The sequence below is a fragment of the Halospeciosus flavus genome, from assembly GCF_029814175.1.
Classification (GTDB): Archaea; Halobacteriota; Halobacteria; order Halobacteriales; family Halobacteriaceae; genus Halospeciosus; species Halospeciosus flavus.
Map to the genome: position 1 here is coordinate 1,205,898 of NZ_CP122312.1, position 19,325 is coordinate 1,225,222.

17 protein-coding genes are annotated in these 19,325 nt (G+C 59.3%); 8 read left to right on the top strand and 9 right to left on the bottom strand.

Annotation, left to right across the window (positions count from 1 at the left end; translation table 11 throughout):
- Positions 1-522 precede the first annotated feature (522 nt).
- From P0Y33_RS06300 to P0Y33_RS06320, 5 genes are all read right to left on the bottom strand, one after another.
- Positions 523-1,971 (bottom strand): oligosaccharide flippase family protein, encoded by a 1,449-nt coding sequence (locus P0Y33_RS06300; RefSeq protein WP_279529689.1) that lies wholly within the window; start codon positions 1,969-1,971, stop codon positions 523-525.
- Between the two features lie 81 nt (positions 1,972-2,052).
- Positions 2,053-3,060 carry a glycosyltransferase family 4 protein gene (locus tag P0Y33_RS06305; RefSeq protein WP_279529690.1) on the bottom strand — a complete coding sequence of 336 codons (1,008 nt, stop codon included), beginning with the start codon at positions 3,058-3,060 and terminating at the stop codon, positions 2,053-2,055.
- A gap of 78 nt (positions 3,061-3,138) precedes the next feature.
- Positions 3,139-4,263 carry a glycosyltransferase gene (locus P0Y33_RS06310; RefSeq protein ID WP_279529691.1) on the bottom strand — a complete coding sequence of 375 codons (1,125 nt, stop codon included), beginning with the start codon at positions 4,261-4,263 and terminating at the stop codon, positions 3,139-3,141.
- A 67-nt stretch (positions 4,264-4,330) separates the two neighbouring features.
- On the bottom strand, positions 4,331-5,332 hold the full coding sequence (locus tag P0Y33_RS06315; protein ID WP_279529692.1) for a glycosyltransferase: 1,002 nt from the start codon (positions 5,330-5,332) through the stop codon (positions 4,331-4,333).
- Positions 5,333-5,414: 82 nt separating this feature from the next.
- Positions 5,415-6,539 carry a glycosyltransferase gene (locus P0Y33_RS06320; protein ID WP_279529693.1) on the bottom strand — a complete coding sequence of 375 codons (1,125 nt, stop codon included), beginning with the start codon at positions 6,537-6,539 and terminating at the stop codon, positions 5,415-5,417.
- 275 nt (positions 6,540-6,814) lie between these two features.
- On the opposite strand from P0Y33_RS06320, the gene P0Y33_RS06325 reads away from it, so the two are divergent.
- The 7 genes from P0Y33_RS06325 (at position 6,815) to P0Y33_RS06355 (ending at position 14,242) form a co-directional block, all read left to right on the top strand.
- Positions 6,815-10,003, top strand: coding sequence for an oligosaccharyl transferase, archaeosortase A system-associated (locus P0Y33_RS06325; RefSeq protein ID WP_279529694.1), 3,189 nt, complete (start codon positions 6,815-6,817; stop codon positions 10,001-10,003).
- A gap of 9 nt (positions 10,004-10,012) precedes the next feature.
- The gene (locus P0Y33_RS06330) at positions 10,013-10,948 is read left to right on the top strand and encodes a DUF368 domain-containing protein (RefSeq protein ID WP_279529695.1); all 936 of its coding nucleotides are present in this window, start codon (positions 10,013-10,015) and stop codon (positions 10,946-10,948) included.
- Between the two features lie 42 nt (positions 10,949-10,990).
- The gene (locus P0Y33_RS06335) at positions 10,991-12,430 is read left to right on the top strand and encodes an oligosaccharide flippase family protein (protein WP_279529696.1); all 1,440 of its coding nucleotides are present in this window, start codon (positions 10,991-10,993) and stop codon (positions 12,428-12,430) included.
- Between the two features lie 69 nt (positions 12,431-12,499).
- Positions 12,500-12,859: a hypothetical protein gene (locus P0Y33_RS06340; protein ID WP_279529697.1), complete on the top strand. Its 360-nt coding sequence runs from the start codon at positions 12,500-12,502 to the stop codon at positions 12,857-12,859.
- A gap of 212 nt (positions 12,860-13,071) precedes the next feature.
- Positions 13,072-13,362, top strand: coding sequence for a hypothetical protein (locus P0Y33_RS06345; RefSeq protein WP_279529698.1), 291 nt, complete (start codon positions 13,072-13,074; stop codon positions 13,360-13,362).
- Positions 13,362-13,886: a DUF3368 domain-containing protein gene (locus tag P0Y33_RS06350; protein ID WP_279529699.1), complete on the top strand. Its 525-nt coding sequence runs from the start codon at positions 13,362-13,364 to the stop codon at positions 13,884-13,886. The genes P0Y33_RS06345 and P0Y33_RS06350 overlap by 1 nt, the downstream gene beginning before the upstream one ends.
- 161 nt (positions 13,887-14,047) lie before the next feature.
- Positions 14,048-14,242, top strand: a complete 195-nt coding sequence (locus tag P0Y33_RS06355) for a hypothetical protein (protein WP_279529700.1) — start codon at positions 14,048-14,050, stop codon at positions 14,240-14,242.
- A 5-nt stretch (positions 14,243-14,247) separates the two neighbouring features.
- Here the strand turns inward: P0Y33_RS06355 and P0Y33_RS06360 are convergent, their stop codons facing one another.
- On the bottom strand, positions 14,248-15,471 hold the full coding sequence (locus P0Y33_RS06360; protein ID WP_279529701.1) for an FAD-dependent oxidoreductase: 1,224 nt from the start codon (positions 15,469-15,471) through the stop codon (positions 14,248-14,250).
- Between the two features lie 105 nt (positions 15,472-15,576).
- Between P0Y33_RS06360 and glpK the strand changes: the two genes are divergently transcribed.
- Positions 15,577-17,121: a glycerol kinase GlpK gene (gene glpK / locus P0Y33_RS06365; RefSeq protein WP_279529702.1), complete on the top strand. Its 1,545-nt coding sequence runs from the start codon at positions 15,577-15,579 to the stop codon at positions 17,119-17,121.
- A 36-nt stretch (positions 17,122-17,157) separates the two neighbouring features.
- On the opposite strand, the gene P0Y33_RS06370 is transcribed toward glpK, so the two are convergent.
- From P0Y33_RS06370 to P0Y33_RS06380, 3 genes are all read right to left on the bottom strand, one after another.
- A complete protein-coding gene (locus P0Y33_RS06370; protein WP_279529703.1) occupies positions 17,158-17,583 on the bottom strand; it encodes an arsenate-mycothiol transferase ArsC in 426 nt (141 codons plus the stop codon).
- Between the two features lie 126 nt (positions 17,584-17,709).
- Positions 17,710-18,759 carry an ACR3 family arsenite efflux transporter gene (gene arsB, locus P0Y33_RS06375; RefSeq protein WP_279529704.1) on the bottom strand — a complete coding sequence of 350 codons (1,050 nt, stop codon included), beginning with the start codon at positions 18,757-18,759 and terminating at the stop codon, positions 17,710-17,712.
- Positions 18,756-19,166, bottom strand: a complete 411-nt coding sequence (locus P0Y33_RS06380; protein ID WP_279529705.1) for an ArsR/SmtB family transcription factor — start codon at positions 19,164-19,166, stop codon at positions 18,756-18,758. The genes arsB and P0Y33_RS06380 overlap by 4 nt, the downstream gene beginning before the upstream one ends.
- Between the last annotated feature and the right edge of the window lie 159 nt (positions 19,167-19,325).

Below are 19,325 nucleotides of genomic sequence, written 5' to 3' on the forward strand. Positions count from 1 at the left end.
GTTTACGCGTACGTCCAAGCGTGCACCCCTCGCTGTCAGTTTGATTGTAACGGAGAGACCACAAGTCGATGTTCTTCGCGGTGTTAAGTATGCGTAGTTCTCGTACTACAGATACTGGAAAGTCTCGTCCTTATTGATGTCTGAGTGTATGAATCACACTGTGAGAAACATACCACGTGTTCTTTCGATTCATTTAATCAAGCTGACATCCTTCCACGACTGAAGTCGTGGGGTTCCTCCGTCACAGACGGGGCCCACCATCGGGAAGGTTCGCAGGTCCACTTCATCCACAGTCCGGAGGGACCTGCGTTTAGGGCCGTGCCAGAACGGCCCCGAGTGGAGAGAGTGGCCTCGGTTCCTTGCGTAATAGTGCTTCCCTCCACCTCGGCATCCCCTCCCATATTGGATCAGGACTTCTACAGAATGCATGCGACAATATACCATGACCCTATCGGATTCATCCCACGACTTCAGTCGTGGAAGGATGTCAGCCATAGCTGAGGGCGTAGCCGCTCAAACAGATTATGAGATAAAAATTTCAGTAATAACAGAGCGAACTGTGATTCGTACCTCATTACTCACAGTGAGAAGAATAGTGAAATAGATGACTGCACCTACCATCAGTGCAGGGGCGATAGAGAGTATGCCTGCTTGTAAATTCCAACCGTACACGAGGTAGAGAAGACTAACCATCATACAACCGGCCAAGCACTGCTTCAGAAAGGTAGATGACATAAATTCAATCTCATTCGCCATCTGGTTAAGGGAATACCTGAGGAGGAGATATGATACAGTCTCCGCGACCAACGAGGACAGGGCCGCACCTACGGCACCAACGATTGGGACAAGTGCGAAGCCAAGCACGATATTAAGAATGACAGTGCCGGCTGAAATCACCGACAGTCGTCGCGGAAGATCCAGTCCATAGATAGTCTGCTCAAGTGGCATATTCTGCGTCATGACCACGTGATAGAGTGCAATCACGATGAGTAGCGGTGCTGCCTTAGCGTATGCCAATCCATAAATCGTCACGACAAGCGGTTCGGAAATCGCCAGGCCTCCGAAGAAAATAGGAACTGAGAGAATACTTGCGTAGGAAAGGACATTCGTCACATCTTCGTTGAGTTCCTTTCCACGACTAGAAAGATTGCTCACTCGTGCCATCAACCCACTACTAGCAGTCTCAGCGACAAATTTCGCAGGAGTGACGAGTTTGTACGCAACCTCGTACCACCCTGCTGCTGTCGGACCAAGGAGATAGCCAAGAAGGAGGACGTCGAATCGCTCATAAACACGCCCGAACAGCGCGCTGAGGACGCTATATCGTGCGTATTCCCACTGGCTTGCGAGCGTCTCACGGGACGGTACTTCGGGACGAACACCAACGAAGTAGAGAGTGAGTGGTGCCACGACGACACTCGCAACGGCGAGGCCATAGGCCATCCCGGCAACCCCCCATCCCGCAAGGACTAGGGCTAATTGGAGTCCAAAGGTAACGTACGAACGAAGTGCGTCAATCCAAGTTGCCTTTCCCACAAGCCCTCGTGACTGAAGCAGCCGCTCGGCGGATACATACACCGCTTCCCCACCAAGGAGTGCAATGAACAATGGAACCGCGACAGCCACACCAGTGTAGGAAACGATGTAGCTACCCGTGAGTAGGGCAACGAGTGTACCTAGAGCAATCCACGCGAAGACGAAGACAAACTGGCCTCCAACAATCTCGGAGATCTGTGCACCCTGCTCAGAGAATCGCTTTTTTGCCGCCATTGACCACCCCTCGATAGGGAGGTCCGCGATTTTCACCAGCGCAAAGAGGAGGTAGTAGGCACCGAATTTCTGAGGACCGAGCATCCGGGCGAAGATTATGGTACCGACAAAGCCGATGGCAGCCATCGAGAACTTCGCTGCCGTCGCTTTCACCGTCTCCGCACCGAGGCTTACCTCGGATGCAGTAGTTTTCTCAGGCATGACTGTCGTTTCTTTTCAGAATGTATAGTGTATCTATTCCTCTTCTTATTGACCTATAGAATACATTATTTCGAGCCACAGTTAATTATGAATATCAATAACTGCCTCTCGAAACCGTTCCTGTTGAGATGATTCAGTAAACCCCTTGGTAAGTTCTCTCTGTTCTGACCCTAGTTTACGTCGGACAGTTGTATCCATCTCAAAAAATCTTTTAATCCCACTATACAGTCCATTGGGACTTGGATCTACAACTTGTGCATCCTCAAGCAACTCTCGAACTCCCACAGATTCAGTTACTAACACTGGCGTTCCAGAAAGAATTGCCTCGAGAGTCGCGACGGGAAATGCGTCGCCAATAGAAGGTTGAACGTAGATACTGGCTTCAGAGAAGCAATCTATAAATGTATCTAGGTCAACGAATCCAGGCAATTCAACTACTGATGAGTCTGCGTATGATTCCTCTGAATGACCTTTTCCGAGGATTATGACACGAATGTCAATATCAGTATGTCCGGCCAATCGTTCAACAGCTGGAATAAGGTTCTCGTATCCATTAGCCGGTTTTGCTACTCCGACTGAAAGTATCGTAAATGGGCGTTGTGGAGACTGGGGCTCAAGCGATCTGAGACGGTCATATTTATCGTCATTAATTGGTGGGTGGACATATTTTACTGGAAGGCTACCGAGATACGGACGAGCCCAATTATAGACATCCCTGCCCACTGCAATGACGCCATCTAGTAGTCGGTTTGCTATTGGCCCAAGGAGTTTCCACAGATAGTGCGTAGGACGCTCTGGTAGAGTGTAGAAAGTTTCATCGGCTGCCAAATAGATTGCTGTCGTCATAGGGTGGCGTACCTTGTACGCCAAGAGTGTTTGTAGAGGTGCAGTCCCTTCGGCGATTACTATATCACACTCCTCTGAACTGATACCGGTCTTAATCCGTGACTTGATACTTTCCTTCTCTTCAGTTATGGGCGGCTTTTCGCCGGTCTCAAAGTGACGATAGACAGCTCCTACTGCATCTCCGAAGGATTGATGAGCGGGATGGGGCTTTCTCCCTTGGAAAAGCATACAGATGTCTTGCATCAGGTTTTATCTTACGTTTGACCCGAGTTCTACAGTATTCATCCTTCGATAACTAACCCAATTTCGGATGTGTTTCCCTTAGGGAGCATCTGGTTCACTATCCTCCTGATAAATGAGTCGGCACCACTCCCTTTCAAAACGCTCCATCCCGTAGCGTTCGGCAGTGGCCTGAATCTTCTCGGCATCCCACATCTGTCCGTACATCTTGTTGATGGCATCGCGAACGTTCTTGACACCGCGGTCAAACAGAATGCCGTTCACATCCTCTTCAATCTGGTACTTTGTGAATCCTTCGTTGACACCGATAACTGGTTTTCCGCTTGCAAATGCTTCCACAGGCACAATACCGAAGTCCTCGTGTTCGCTGTTGAAAAGGAGTGCATCACACCGGGCGAGGAGATCCCGTTTACGATCCTCAGAGACGAAACCGAGGAACTCGACATCGTCGTCGGCACGCCTACGGAGATCCTCTTCTACTGATCCAGTGCCTGCAATTCGGAGTTTGTAGTCGGTACCCGATACGGCGTCAACCAGCTCCTCGACGCGCTTATGTGGTTCGAGCCGGCCGAGGTAGAGAAGGAATCCTCTATCTTCCTTGTGGTAGTAGGACTCGAGGTCGATTGGTGGATAGATAACGGTCGTTGCCTCGCGCCGGTGGTAGGTCTCAAGGCGACGGGCAATGATTTCCGAGTTGACCACAAAATCGTCGACTCGAGGGATTGTCGACTGATCGTGAATCCGTGTTACTGACTGATAGAGTTGCTTGGCCCATCGAATCGGCCAGTTGTTTTCTTTATACTGTGCAGGTCCACGGTCAAAGAGCCACCTTGCGGGAGTATGAAGGAGATGATAGCGTCGTTGATACGGATGATGAAGGAGCGATTTCGAGATCTCCCCTGTCGTGATAACGGCATCATGTTGTTCTGGAACCTCAAAGTTCTCATACTCAATAACTCGGTGAACTCTTCGAATTGGGGTCTTCAAGGCTTGCTGATCAAGAAATCCGGGATCGCCAAACTCATCGACAGTCACATCAGTATTAAGCCTAATGTCGTCCGATTTCTGATACGTATAGAGTGGCGCATCAAGTACAGCGGCAAGTTCAGCGGCGTATTGTTCGCCGCCGCCACGAAACGTTATTGGATCATGGACGACACAGGGATCCGAGAACGGTGGAGACGGCTGAATATCTTGGTCGAGCATCGTGTTCGTCACGTGCTAGGAATAGATTGAGACATCTTGGTTGTATGAAGGCGCCGGTTTCTTCTGTTCATCCTTCTCCTTGCAAAAGTTCCTGCCACTGATTGATACAACGCTCTTTCGAATATCGCTCTGCAGTTTGTTGAATCTGGTCTGCACTCCACTCTTGACGGTACATACGTTCAATTGCGTCTCGCATGTTTTTGACACCGCGCTCGAAGAGGACGCCGTTAACTCCCTCTTCAATCTGGTACTTGGTGAACCCCTCGTTTACCGCGACGACCGGCTTCCCACTAGCCAGTGCCTCGACAGGTACGATACCAAAATCCTCGTGCTCAGCGTTGAACAGAAGTGCATCACACGTCGCGAGAAGTTCTCGTTTTCGCTCCTCGGAGACGAAGCCGAGAAACTCAACGTTTTCACCCGCTTTCGACCGGAGTTTCGGCTCCTTAGTTCCAGTGCCTGCTAACTTCAGTGTCCAGTCGGTCCCATTGACAGCTTCAATCATTGATTCGATTCCTTTCGCAGTCTCGAGGCGACCGACATGAAAGAGAAATCCCTCACGGGACATATTGACATATGTTCCTATTTCGACCGGCGGATAGATAATCGCGGTCGAATTCCGTCGGTAGTACGTTTGGAGACGACGTGCAATGACCTCGGAGTTGACGACGAAATCATCGATCCGGGGCACGATCGATTGTTCATGGACCCGACGTATCGACTGGTACAGCCTCTGAAACCATTTTATCGGCGTAATTCCGTCCGCGTAGAGATTCGTGCCACGGTCGAAGAGCCATCGAGTCGGTGTGTGGAGTAGGTGATAGCGCCGTTGATATGGGTGGTGGATGATAGAGCGAGCGAATATCCCAGTTGTAATGACAGCATCATGTTCCGCTGGGACTTCAAAGTTCTCGTACGCAAGAATTCGATTCGTCTCCTCGGTGAACGGAAGCCGGTCGAGAGCAGCTGGCGGACCGACCTCGAACGTACGGACGTCGATACTTGAGTCAACCTCGATACCGACTCTCTCTGTGTACAACGGTGCATCGAGAGCGGACGCGAGTTGCATTGCGTATTCCTCGGCACCACCAGAGACAGTGAGTGGATCGTGAATGATGCAAGGGTCGCTAAACGGTGGGGTAGGTGTTCTGTCACTCATTGTTTTCGTCCGGTACGGACTCATAGACAACATTCCGAAGTCTCTTCTCAAATTCCTCGTAGCAGTAGCGCTCGGCGTGCCGCTGAATCTCCTCAGAGTCGAAATCCACGGAGTTGAACGTACGAATCGTCTCCTGAAGGGATTCGACAGTCGGTTCGAAGGTGAGGCCAGTTGTCCTCTCTTCGACCTGATATCTGGTAAATCCCTCATTTACGCCGATAAGGGGCTTGCCTGCAGTGAGTGCCTCGGCACCGACGAGCCCGAAGTCTTCCTGTTCGGGAGCATAGACGACAGCTGTCGCATTCGCAACCAACGACTCGATATCATCGACGAAGCCTCGAATTTCGATGTTGTCGTGACCGCGAGCTAGCTGCTCAAGTTTCTCTCGTTGTTTCCCGTCGCCGGCGACGATCAGCTGCTCGCCAAGTTCGGTAAACGCCTCAACGATGAGGTCGGTTCGCTTCTCTGGGTCGAGGCGTGACCACGTAATGAAGTAGCCCTCGTCAGCTTCGTTTCGCCAGTCTCCAGTGACCGGCGGATAGACGATATCGGCATCGCGATCGTAGTAACGCTTGATGCGATCTCGGATGAGTTCACTGTTGGCGACGAACCTGTCGACATAGTCGAGTGCTTCCTTGTCGAGTGCGCGCCACACCTTTGCGAACGTGCGGGCGCCGAATGCGATGCCCGGGTAATCGACGCGTTCCATCCGTGATCGGAAGAGATCGTAGAGCCACCTTGGCGGACTATGCGGGTAGTGGACGATCCGCTGGTCTGTCTCCGGAACGTAGTACTTCGAGAGCGGACCACTCTCAAGAAGGGTATCGAACTCAGTCAATTCGGTTGTCCCTTCAGTCATATCGATCCCAACACTGGTCGGCTCAAGCGGATTCATTCCACTAGTTCGCCATTCCAGAAAAAGTCCAGATACCCCAGTAGTGTACTTGTCTTGGCGCATTGCCCGAATCTCGACGTCATCAGGGACCTCTACCCCATCAGCGACGTACATTGTATAGATGGGTGCATCGAGTACTCGAGCTGCTTCGATGGCGAATGTTTCACCGCCACCTATCCCAGGAAATCGGTCGTGAAGGACTGCGACATCGGTATCAGTCATCGGTTGACCATCTGAAAGAGGCGACTAGTGAGTGTGCCGAGATCTGTAGCCATCGGACCGACGTTGCTATCAGATCCGGCCCGTGTGGAGGAACACAAACTCCTTACGAGGGACACCATAGCAATTCCTTAGGAAACTACACCCTTAAGCGTGTTAGTCACACTTGACCTCCACCCCTAGAGGGGTGTTCCGCTCTTACCGTGTCAACGGAGACACCGACGTTCCCCCACGTCACTTCACAAGGCTTATTCGCACGATACCCGACCGTCAAAGCAATGAGTGACGACACCGAGAAGTCCGGGCTTTCCCTCCAGTCCGGCGACTCGTTCCTCGATCTCGTCGAGGAGTACTACCACGTTCCGGTGCTCGCGCTCGTACTCGGATTCATGTTCTGGGTGCGGGCCCGCTCGTGGGAGAACTTCATGGTAAACGGCCAAGTGGTCTTCTCCGGGAACGACCCGTGGTACCACTATCGACAGGTTGTCTACACAGTTAACCACTGGCCAAAGACGATGCCGTTCGACCCGTGGACCGGGTTCCCTACTGGGGTCTCCGTGGGTCAGTTCGGGACGCTCTTCGACCAGCTTATCGCGACGGCCGCCCTAATCATCGGTCTCGGCAACCCGTCCCAGCAGACAATTGCGCTCGCAGTTGTCTTCGCACCGCCAGTATTTGGGACGCTCGTTGCCATCCCGACGTACTTCATCGGGAAGCGCATCGCCGGCCGCTTCGGTGGCGTTACCGCGGCAGTCCTCCTCGCCTTCCTTCCAGGGACGTTCCTTCAGCGGAGTCTCGCTGGTTTCGCTGACCACAACATCGCCGAGCCACTCTTCCAGGCGACGGCCGTCCTCGGAATTCTCGTTGCTCTCACCGTGGCAACTCGTGACCGGCCAGTATGGGAGCAGGTTGCCGACCGCGACTTTGCTGCCCTCCGTTCGGTTATTGGATGGAGCGCACTCGCCGGTATCGCAACCGCTCTCTACCTCTGGGTCTGGCCACCGGGTGTTCTCCTTCTCGGTATCTTCGGCGCGTACATGACGGTTCAACTCGTCGCCGACTACTATCAGGGTCGGAGTCCCGACCACGTTGCCTTCGTTGGCACCGTGAGTATGGCCGTTACAGGAGTCCTTCTCCTCCTCCCGTTGAGCCAGAGTGGCTTCTCTGCAACACGGTTCTCACTGCTTCAGCCGTTCATGGCGTTTGCTACTGCCATCGGATCGGTCTTCCTCGCATGGCTTGCCCGTCAGTGGGACAGCCGGGATGTTGACCGAGGGTTCTATCCTGTTGCAGTCATCGGGTTGCTCGCTCTCGGCGTCGTACTTGTTCGGTTCCTTGCCCCTGGACTCTACAATCTGATTGCGAGCAACCTCCTCCGCTTTATTGGATTCTCCGCTGGTGCTGAATACCGCACTATTGCGGAGGCTCAACCCTTCCTCTCGCTCGCGGAACGCTACCGGCAAGTCACCCGTGCGGGCGCTATCGCCCTCTACTACGGGCTGACGTTCTTCACTGCAGCCCTCGCCGGCGCCATCATGCTCTGGAGTCCGCTCCTTCGTTCATCGAGCCCGCGGAAGGTCGGTGTCGGCGCTGTCTCCATTGTCGTCATTGGCGTCATCGCGATGTTCACCGGTATTCTGCCCGCGATCGCCGGCTTCCTCGGCATCGACTCGACGTTCCTTGGTCTCCTACTCGTTGGAGGTCTGCTCTTCGTTTCGCTCCTTCTCGCGGACATCTCCGCGGAGAAACGGATGCTCCTCGTCTGGGCGGTGTTCATCACCGCGGCAGCGTTCACACAGATTCGATTCAACTACTACCTCGCCGTGCCGGTTGCCGTGTTCAACGGCTACCTCGTGATGAGGGTCTTCCACTTCGTCGACTTTGGGGAGACCACTGACCAAGTAAAGGACGTCGAGTGGAGTCAGGTTATTGCCGTCGTCCTGGTCTTTCTCATCATCCTCGTCCCGCTCGCGGGCGCGTTCCAGATCGGCGGCGCGCCGGTCTCGAACGTCGTGCAGTCCTCGTCCGGGAATAACCCTGGCTCGGGCATTCAGGGCTGGGACCCGATGCTCGACTGGATGCAGAACAACACGCCCGCCGAGGGAACCTACGGCGGCGCGAACAACGCCGACAAGATGGACTACTACGGTACCTACCAGAAACCCGCTGACGGCGACTTCGACTACCCGAAGGGCGCCTATGGCGTGATGTCCTGGTGGGACTACGGCCACTGGATCACCGTCGAGGGCGAGCGCATCCCGGTCGCGAACCCGTTCCAGCAACACGCCACCTTCGCGGCGAACTACCTGCTCGCGCCGAATGAGACGGCCGCAAACAACGTCCTCCAGCAACACGGCGGGCCACAGGAACAGACCCGGTACGTCGCCGTCGACTGGCAGATGGTCACGCTCGGGAGCAAGTTCGGCGCTCCGACCGTCTTCTACAACGCGAACGAGAGCATCTCGCGCTCGGACTTCTACACCCCCATCTACCAACAGCAGAACCAGAGCATCACCCGGCAACTGGGGAACCTCCGCTCGCAGCGCTACTATCAGAGTCAGATGGTCCGCCTCTACCGTTACCACGGAAGTGCGGTCCAGCCCCAGCCGATCGTCGTCGACTGGGATCAGACCCGAACAACCGAGACTGGGTTCACTTACCGTGTCTACCAGCAGGACGGCCAGAACGACTCGCTGTACAAGACGAACTTCCGCTCTATGCAAGAGGCACGATCCTTCGTGCAGAACGACTCCACGTCGCAGATCGGCGGCGTCGGTCGCTATCCGAGCGAGTACGTGCCCGCGCTCAACCACTACCGCCTCGTCGGACTGAGCACGCAGCAGGCGCCGACCGCTCAAATCTTCCGTGGTGAGCGACTCTCGAACCTCCCGATGTGGGCGAAGACCTTCGAGCGCGTGCCCGGTGCAAAAATCCACGGGACCGCGCCCGCGAACACGACCGTCACCGCCTCGGTGACGATGCAGGCGCTCCAGCTCGGTCCGAACGCGACGTTTGAGTACACCCAGCGCGCCCAGACTGGGCCGGACGGCGAGTTCACGATGACGTTACCCTACTCGACGACCGGCTACGAGAACTGGGGCACTGCGAAGGGCTACACGAACGTCAGCGTTCGCGCGACCGGTCCGTATCAATTTAGCGCGGGTCGTAGCCTCAACATTTCCAGTGGTGAAATCTACACCTACACGACGAACGCGAGCGTCACTGAAGCCCACGTCATCGGCGAGAACACTTCGACTATCCAGGTCGACCTCGAGAAGCAGACCGTCGGCCAGATCGGCACTGGCCAGTCTGGAAGCGACTCGGGTAACACGTCGAGCAGTGGGGCCCTCGTGACGAACGAGACTACGACCGACGACACGGACTCGGACTCGACGGACACGAGCGAGACCACGACGTCGAGTCCAGCAACCTACGACTACGAACCTACACTCGCACGGGCTGACTGATACCCCACGATGGCTGCACGAGACTGGCTCACGGTCTACCTGAAGGGCGGCTGTATGGGTGCCGCCGACGCCGTCCCCGGCGTCTCGGGTGGGACCATCGCCCTCATCACGGGGATCTACGACCGACTCGTCGCGGCCATCGCCGGGCTCGACCCGCGGGAAGCACTCGCGCTTCTCCCGTTGCTCGCACTCGCCGTCCACGACGGCGAGAAGCGACGCGAGGCGATCGAGGCCTTCGACCGGATGGACCTGCCCTTCCTGATCGTCCTCGTGTTGGGCGTCCTTACTGCGGCGATCACCGTCGCGAACATCATCGAGTTCACGCTCCACACCTACCCGGGGCCGACCTACGCGTTCTTCTTCGGTCTCATCGCGGCGTCGGCGTGGGTGCTCCGCGACGAGATGCGCCTCGACGACGCACGGTATGCCGCGGTCGCACTCCTCGGCTTCGCCGTTGCCTTCGTCGTGAGCGGCGCGAGTCGTCGCGCACTCCCCGAGGGCCCGCTCGTCCTCTTCCTCGTGGGCGCGGTCGCCATCTGTGCGATGATTCTCCCGGGCGTGTCGGGCTCGCTCATCCTCCTCGTCGTCGGGAAGTACAGCGACATCACGGGCGCCGTCGAGACGCTGACGGACGCCGCCATCGCCGTCAATATCGATGCGGCCGTCGAGCCGTTCACGACACTTGCGATCTTCGGCCTGGGCGCTCTCGTGGGTATCCTCTCCTTTGCCCGCGCCGTCTCGTGGGCACTCGAACACTACCACGAGGCGACGCTCACCTTCCTCGTCGCGCTCATGGTGGGGGCCCTCCGCGTCCCCATCGATGAAGTGCGTGCGAGTACGCCGACGTGGGACCTACTCACGGTCGCGGTGCTGGGCGGTCTCGCCGTCGTCGGCGCGGGACTGGTCGTGTGGCTCGACCACGCGACCGGCGGCATCGAGTACTGACCGGCACTCAAGTACTCCCGCCTTCAACACGAACTCTAGACGATGAGCGACGATATCGGCCGAACCGCGTTCGGCGTGCAAGCCGGTATCGGCTTCGTCGGAAAGGTTGCGACGGCTGTCGTCGGATTCTTCGGGTCGATCTTCCTCGCCCGGGCGCTGGGCCCTAGCGACTACGGGCTCTTCTACGTCGCAATCGGCGTCGCGAACTTCTTCGAGAACCCGGCCAACGGGTGGGCAGCCGCCTGCAAGAAACGCCTCACCGAACCGGACTTCGACGTGAGTGAGGCGGTCGGCTCCGTGTTCGTCGTCGTCATTGCCCTCGCTGTCGTCGGCGTGCCGGTCTCCTACGGCATCCTGAACGTCGTGACGACTAACGAAATCCTCCCGCTGGCCGTCCCACTGCTCTTCGTCCCGCTCGCGACGTATCGGGCCTTCACGACGGTCCTCTCCGGACGCGCGAACTTCGCCCTCGCCGAGTGGGCACTCGTCGCCAACACGACACTGAAGATCGTCTTCCAGGTGGCCTTCGTCGTCCTCGGGTTCGGCATCTGGGGGATGGTCGGCGGCGTGGCTGCAGGCGCACTCCTCATCCTCCCGCTCGTCTATCGGTGGATCGGGGTCCGACCGAGCATTCCCTCGAAAGACTCGCTCCGGTCGGTCGCTCGCTTCTCGAAGTGGTCGATCCCACGAGGGTTTGTCGGCACGGGGCTCTCACAGATGGACGTGATTCTCCTCGGGTGGCTGGCCGCGGCCGGAGCGGCCGGACACTACCAGGTCGCGCTCAAGATCTCGATGCCCGCGGTCTTCGTCTCTAGTGCGATCGACAGCGGGCTGATGGCCCGCATCTCGAACCTCGAAACGCGGGGCTACGAGTGGCACGACGACTTCAGAAACGCACTGTCGATGGGGAGCATCCTCGCCGTCCCCATCTTCGTCGGTAGTCTCGTCATGGCGGAGGAAATCATCGTGACCGCATTCAGCGGCCAGTACGCCGGCGCCGGCGCGTTCCTCGTCGGCCTCGCCCTCTACCGCCTCCTCGTAACCCAGACGAGCGCGCGTGGTGCCGTCCTCGGTGGGCTCGACCGCCCGGATATCGGCTTCTGGATTTCCCTCGCCGAACTCCTCATCAACGTCGCACTCGGGCTCGGTCTCTGGTACGTCTACGGTCCCATCGGGATTGTCGCGGCGACGGTCCTCACCCAAGCCTTCTCCTACACGGCACAGACACTCGTGGTTCGACGCCTCGCCAACGTCGAGACCGTCGTCACGCGACCGTTCCTCGAACAACTTGGCGCGGGTGTCGCGATGGGAGTCGTCATCTGGCTCGCGAAACGACTCTACGGACTGGGCGAGTGGTACACCGTCGTCGCCCTCATCGGCCTCGGCGGCGTCGTCTACTTCGTCGTGCTCCTCGCGGTGTCGTCGTACCTCCGGGAAACCGTTCGGGGCATCCTCGAAGATTTCGCGGCGACGTACGTGTAGCACTCCACACTTTCCACAGCTATGGCCTCTTCCGGTGAGCGTTAGGCCCCTTGGTGCCAATGACCCAGTATGGATCGATTCGACGACGCGATCACCACCGTCGCTGCCGAGACGGGCGTCGACGCCGAGCGACTCCGCGAGGCACTCGAACAGCAACAAACGCTCGCGGCGGACGCGCCGGGTGTCGCGAGCCTAGAGGACCTCGTCTACGAGTGGCGTCGACTCCTTCCCGAGGAACCGCTCGTTCGCCGTGAGGATGGTGCCTACTACCTCGCCGTCGAGGACCACGTCTGGGAGGACTTCATCTCGCGCTTCGACTTCGACGACGAAATCGATGCCGCACTCCGCGATGTCCACGCCCGCGTCTTCGACGACTACGACGGCGAAAAAGTCCCTCTTGTGTTCGTCGACGAGTCGACTCACAACTGAGCGATTACGGCTGTGAACCACCCCCTCCTCAAGGAGCGATCTACTACTGTGGCGAGCAAGTAGGGAAAGGGAGTTCACCCGCGCAGGATTCCGTCTATGTAACTCTCGCTCGACATTGGGAGATTCACTCTTCTGAAGTATGGGACTGCTTCGAGAGAACGATTGCAGGAGCCTACACAAGATTTGTATACGATGAATACTTTGTATACACTATGGGCACGATTTCGGCTCGGGTTCCCGACGACCTCGAAGAGGACTTAGAGGAGTACGTCGACGAAGAACAGCTTGATCGAAGTACCGCGATCAGAAAGCTCCTCTCTGAAAGCCTCGCTGAGTGGCGGATCAATCATGCCCTCGAGAAGTTAGACGCCGGGGAGATGACCTTCTCCCGCGCTGCAGAGATCGCGGATGTGGACCCGTGGCGCCTCGCCACATTAGCTGAAGAGCGTGGGATCACGTGGGTAGGTGGAGAACATCTCGAAGATGACCTTGAAGAATTCTGATGTACGTTTTCGATGCCACTCCTCTCATCTACCTCGCAAAAGCTGAGTACCTCGATATTGTCGCTGAACTTGACGCCCGCTGTGTCGTGCCCAAGCGAGTCTACGAAGAAGTCGTCATCGACGGTCTCGATGCAGGATATCCCGATGCACGCCGCATCGAGAGCCAAGTTGAACACGGATTGTTCGATGTCGTTGCGGTTGAGGAAACCGAGCAGTATGGACGGCTGGTCCAGAACCCGAACGTAAGTGAGGCCGACGTCGCAGTCCTCACCCTTGCAGCGACACACGATGCAACGGCAGTGATGGACGAGGCGTATGGCCGAACTGTTGCCGAAACTGAGAATATCACGACAAGAGGGACTGCCTACCTCCTGTTGTCCTTAGTGGATCAAGGGACACTGTCGGCTGACGAAGCACGAGATATAATCGACGCGATAATCGAGGAAGGGTGGCACTGCTCGACAAAGCTATACGCGAAAATCGTCCGAAAGTTGGAGTCGCTTCGGGACGGTTCGAGCGAATAGGCTTGCCCCTGCCAAGGACGGAACGCTCTTGAATACCCGTCAGATACTCTCAGTCGATGGACCTCGACGAGCGCATCAAGCGACGCCAGCGGTCTGATGGCGAGAGTGGCCGCGTCGTCCGCTGAGGCCCACTCGACCCGACAGTCCACCTTGACGAACCGGTGGGCCGCGGCCCGACCGTCGAACGCATCCTCGACGCGTTCGGCCCGCTGTTCGATGGCGACCTCCCCACGGACGTCTACATTCACGGTCCGCCCTGGGTCGGGGAAATCGACGCCGCACTCCGCGATGTCCACGCCCGCGTCTTCGACGACTACGACGGCGAGAAGGTCCCTCTCGTGTTCGTCCAGTCGTAGCGTCTCTATTCTGAGCCCACGACGTCCGCGTCCGCGGGACCGCCAGCGTCGAACTCCCGGACGAGGCCGTCGAGCGTGTCGAGGTCGTCGTGGTGGACGAGCGGCTCCTCGGCAGTTCGACACGCCGCGTCGACGCCGAGTCGCTCGCAGACGTGGTCGGCGGTCGCCTCGGCCATGCGACGGTAGGTCGTGAGTTTCCCGCCGACGATGGTCGAGAACCCGCCGAGACCGTCACGGTCGGCGTGGTCGAGGAGGTAGAACCCGCGGGAGATGCCGCGCGCGTCCTCGCCGTAACGCTCGGGCGTGTAGAGCGGTCGGACACCCCAGTAGACACGCTCCAGCGCCTCGCGGGGGAGTGTATCGAGCATGGCCGCGCACTCGACGAACACATCTTCGACTTCCGCCTCACTCGTCGGGAAGTCGTCGGGGTCGTCGACCTCGACGCTGGTCGTCCCGAGAATCGCGGTGCCGGCGTCAGGGTGGGGGACGACGATGTCGCCGTCACTGGCCGGCCGACAGCGATTGAGCACGGTCCGGAGCGACGGTAAGTCGACGACGGCCATCGCGCCCTTCGTGGGGGTCATCTCGATGTCGACGTCGACCATCGCCGCGAGTTCGCCCGCCCACGCGCCCGTCGCGTTGACGACGTGGTCGGCCTCGATACTCCCGACCGGGTGGTCGACCGATGCGCCGACGACGGCGCCGTTCGAGACGAGGACGTCCGTGACTGGGGCGTCGACGTGGATCGTCGCGCCGTGCTCGCGTGCGTCGGCTGCGTTCGCGGCGACGAGTCGCGACGGGTAGACGACGCCGTCGGGGACGCGAAAGACACGCTCGACGTCGTCGGCGAGACGAGGTTCGGTCTCGCGGGCGGTGTCGCCATCGATTACGTCGACGGGGATGTCGAGATCCCGGCAGGCGTCGCGCTTCGTTTCGAAGTACGCGGAGTCGTCGCTCGTCTGGACGAAGTACCCGCCCGTGTCGGCGACGCACTCGCCCGCGATGTCGCGGAGGATGCGGTTCTCCTCGATACACTCGCGTGCACCCTCGGGGTCGTCGTCCGCGTAGCGGGCGCCGCTGTGGAGGACGCCGTGCGAGTGCCCCGACGTACCGGCGTTGAGACCGCCGCGCTCGACGAGCGTCACGTCGACACCGCGCATCGCGAGGTCGCGCGCGACGCCGACGCCCGTGGCTCCACCGCCGACGACGAGGACGTCCGTTCGTTCCATGCTCGCCCGTTTGCCGAGCGGGCACTTGGCTCTCCCGACGCGTGACCCATGATACGCGTCGGCCCGTGGGGAAGGGATTTGTCGCGGCCTGTCGAAGCGTCGCACATGTCCACCGGAGCGGAGACCTACGTCGGAGCAATCGATCAGGGGACGACCGGGACGCGCTTCATGGTCTTCGACCACGCGGGACAGGTCGTCGCGAACGCCTACGAGACACACGAGCAGTACTACCCGGAGCCGGGGTGGGTCGAACACGACGCGACCGAGATCTGGGAGAACACGAAGTTGGTCATCGTCGAGGCGCTCGCCGACGCCGAGTTGGACGCGACCGACCTCGACGCCATCGGCGTCACCAACCAGCGTGAGACGACCGTCCTCTGGGACGCCCACTCGGGCGAGCCGGTCCACAACGCCATCGTCTGGCAGGACCGGCGAACGACCGACCGCATCGAGCAACTCGAAGCCGACGGGTGGGCCGACCGAATCCGTGCGAAGACCGGCCTCCAACCCGACGCCTACTTCTCCGGGACGAAGGCCGAGTGGCTCCTCGACAACGCGGACCCGATCAAACTCCAGCGGACCCGCCCGCAGGATATCCGCGAGCGGGCCGAGGAGGGCGAAGTCCTCTTCGGGACCATCGACTCCTGGCTCGTCTACAAACTCACGGGCGCCCACGTCACCGACGTGACGAACGCCTCGCGGACGATGCTGTACAACATCCACGAGACCGAGTGGGACGACGAACTCCTCGAGGAACTCCGCGTCCCCGAGGCGATGCTCCCCGAGGTCCGCCCATCCTCAGACGACGAGTACTACGGGTTCACTGACCCCGAGGGATTCCTCGACACCGAGGTGCCAGTTGCAGGCGCACTCGGCGACCAGCAGGCCGCCCTCTTCGGGCAGACGTGTTTCGACGCGGGCGACGCGAAGAACACCTACGGGACCGGCTCCTTCTTCCTGATGAACACGGGCGACGAGGCCGTCGAGTCCGACCACGGCCTCCTCACGACCATCGGCTTCCAGCGCTCGGATGAGCCCGTCCAGTACGCACTGGAGGGGTCGATCTTCGTCACGGGCGCCGCCATCGAGTGGCTCGAAGATGTGGACCTCATCGAGGACCCCCGCGAGACGGCGACACTCGCCCGCTCGGTCGACTCCACGGACGGTGTCTACGTCGTCCCCGCGTTCACGGGTCTCGGCGCTCCCCACTGGGACCAGCGTGCTCGCGGGACCATCGTCGGGATGACTCGTGGCACCCGCCGCGAGCACGTCGTCCGCGCCACCCTCGAATCCATCGCCTACCAGACTCGGGACGTCCTCGAGGCGATGGAGGCCGACGCGGGCATCGAGATGAACGAACTCCGCGTGGACGGCGGTGCTGTGAAGAACAACTTCCTCTGTCAACTCCAGTCCGACGTCATCGGCACCGAAATTCTCCGCCCGCAAGTCGACGAGACGACGGCTCTCGGTGCGGCCTACGCGGCCGGTCTCGCCACTGGCTACTGGGAGACGGTCGACGAACTCCGTGAGAATTGGCAGGTCGACCGTGCGTTCGAACCGCGGGACGCCGCCGACTGGGACGCCCGCTACGAGCGGTGGGGCGACGCCGTCGAACGCGCGAAAGACTGGGCGCAGGAAGGGACGGAGTAACGGAGGCTGCCTCGATAGCGTACCCTGGCTGCCTCTTCAGACGTACTCTCGTTCCAGTTCGTCGAACAACTCGACGACCCGACTCTCGATTTCGTCACGAATCGCCCGGACTTCCGCGGGCGACTTCCCGTCCGGGTCGGTGAGGTCCCAGTCGCGATTCTCACCGGCCCACCCGGCGGGACAGACGTCGTCGGCCGAACAGCCCATCGTGATGACGTAGTCGGCGCGCTGAATCTCCTCGAAGGTTACCTCGCGGGGTTCGCGGTCGGATAGGTCGAAGCCTTCCTCGCGCATGGTCTCGACGACCTCTTGGTGGACGTGGTCGGCTGGACGCGTCCCACCAGTAATGATTTCGACGTCGTCTTCGAGGCCACGGTCTGCGACCTCGCGTTCGGCGAACGCGGTGGCCATCTGCGAGCGACCCGCATTCTGGACGCAGACGAAGGCGACGGTAGTCGTCATGCGACGACCTCCGAGCCGGAGTGCAGAGCCAGCGAGTCGCAGCGCCGAGTAGTTCGAGGCGACCGTCTCGCCCGGTTCTGGACGCAGACGAAGGCGACGGTGACGCGCTCCGATTCACGTTGGTTCTCAGTCGGAGTAGGCAACGCCACTCACCTCCGCCTCGGGGAACATCGTGTCCTTCGTCGCGAGCGCCACGCGGACGAGTGCGAGCATCACCGGCACCTCGATGAGTGGGCCGACGACCGTCGCGAGGGCGACGTTACTACCGATCCCGAACACCGCGACGGCGACGGCGATGGCGAGTTCGAAGTTGTTCGAGGACGCCGTGAACGCCACGCTGATACTCTCGGTGTAGTCGAAGCCGAGCAGGGCACTCGCACCGTACGCGAGACCCCAGAGGCCGACGAAGAAGACGAACAGCGGGGCGGCGATGAGCGCAATCTGTTCGGGGTGGCCGACGATGTAGTCGCCTTTCAGCGCGAACATCACGATGACCGTGAAGAGCAGCCCCAGCAGCCCCAGCGGCGAGATACGTGGGATGAAGCGCCCGTAGTAGGTCTCACGACCGACCGTTCGGAAGGCCACCTTCTGGACGAGGTAGCCCAACACGAGCGGGAGCCCGAGGAAGACGCCGACCATCTGGGCGACGAGGCCCATCGAGACGTCGACGGCGGTCCCACGCATGACGGTGAGGAAGAGGAAGGCGTAGGGGACGAAGAGGACGATCTGCAGGAGGCTGTTGACGCCCACACAGACCGCACACATCTCCTGGTTCCCGGCGGCGAGTTCGTTCCAGACGAGCACCATCGCGATACACGGTGCGATGCCGACGATGATGAGGCCGGTCACGAACTCGGGGTGGCCACCGAGGAAGAGGACGGCCAACCCGTACATAACGAAAGGAGCGATTAGCCAGTTGAACGCGAGCGTCAGCCCGATCTCCCGGCGGGCCGTCCGCGTGACTGTCGGGATACGCCCGTAGTCGATCTCGGCCATGATGGGGAAGATCATCACGAAGAGACCGAGCGCGATGGGGAGACTCGTCCCGTGCCAGGTGACCGCGTTCAGGACGTCGACGAATCCGGGGGCGAAGCGCCCGAGGCCGACCCCGAGCACCATCGCGAGCGCGATCCAGAGCGTGAGATACCGATCGAGAACACCCAGGTCGTCGCTCACGCGTCTACACCTCCGTCATCTCGAGTTTCGTCGAGGACGGCGAACAGTCGCTCGGCGCGTTCGGTGCTTCGGTAGTAACGCCAGTTGCCCTCTTTGCGTCGGGTGACGAGCCCGGCGTCGACGAGGTCGCCGAGCGCGTGGCTCAACGCACTCGTACTCACGTCGAACAGCGGTTCGAGTTCACAGACACAGAGTTCGTCGTCGGCGCCGACGAGGATACGCGCGATTCGGCTCCGGGTTTCGTTGCCCAGCGTCGAGAAGACGCCACAGTCGTCGTCGAACGACGACCCCGCGGCGTCGTCGGAGAGGGTGTCGAGTTCGTCGAGACGCGCCTCGACGTCGGCGGCACAGCACTCGCCGAGTTCGTCCGTGAGGAGGCGTTCGAGGCGCTCGGTGGACTGACTCATCACCCACTGTTTGAGCAATCGTTCAGATAGAGGTTCCGAATCTGTGTGAGCGAGTATTCAGATACGAATTGCCGACTGACAGATACTACTGATAATGATAGGTCATTCTCCGCAATCGGTCCTAACCTGATAGTGAAAGTATCCTTGCCCGACGCAGTC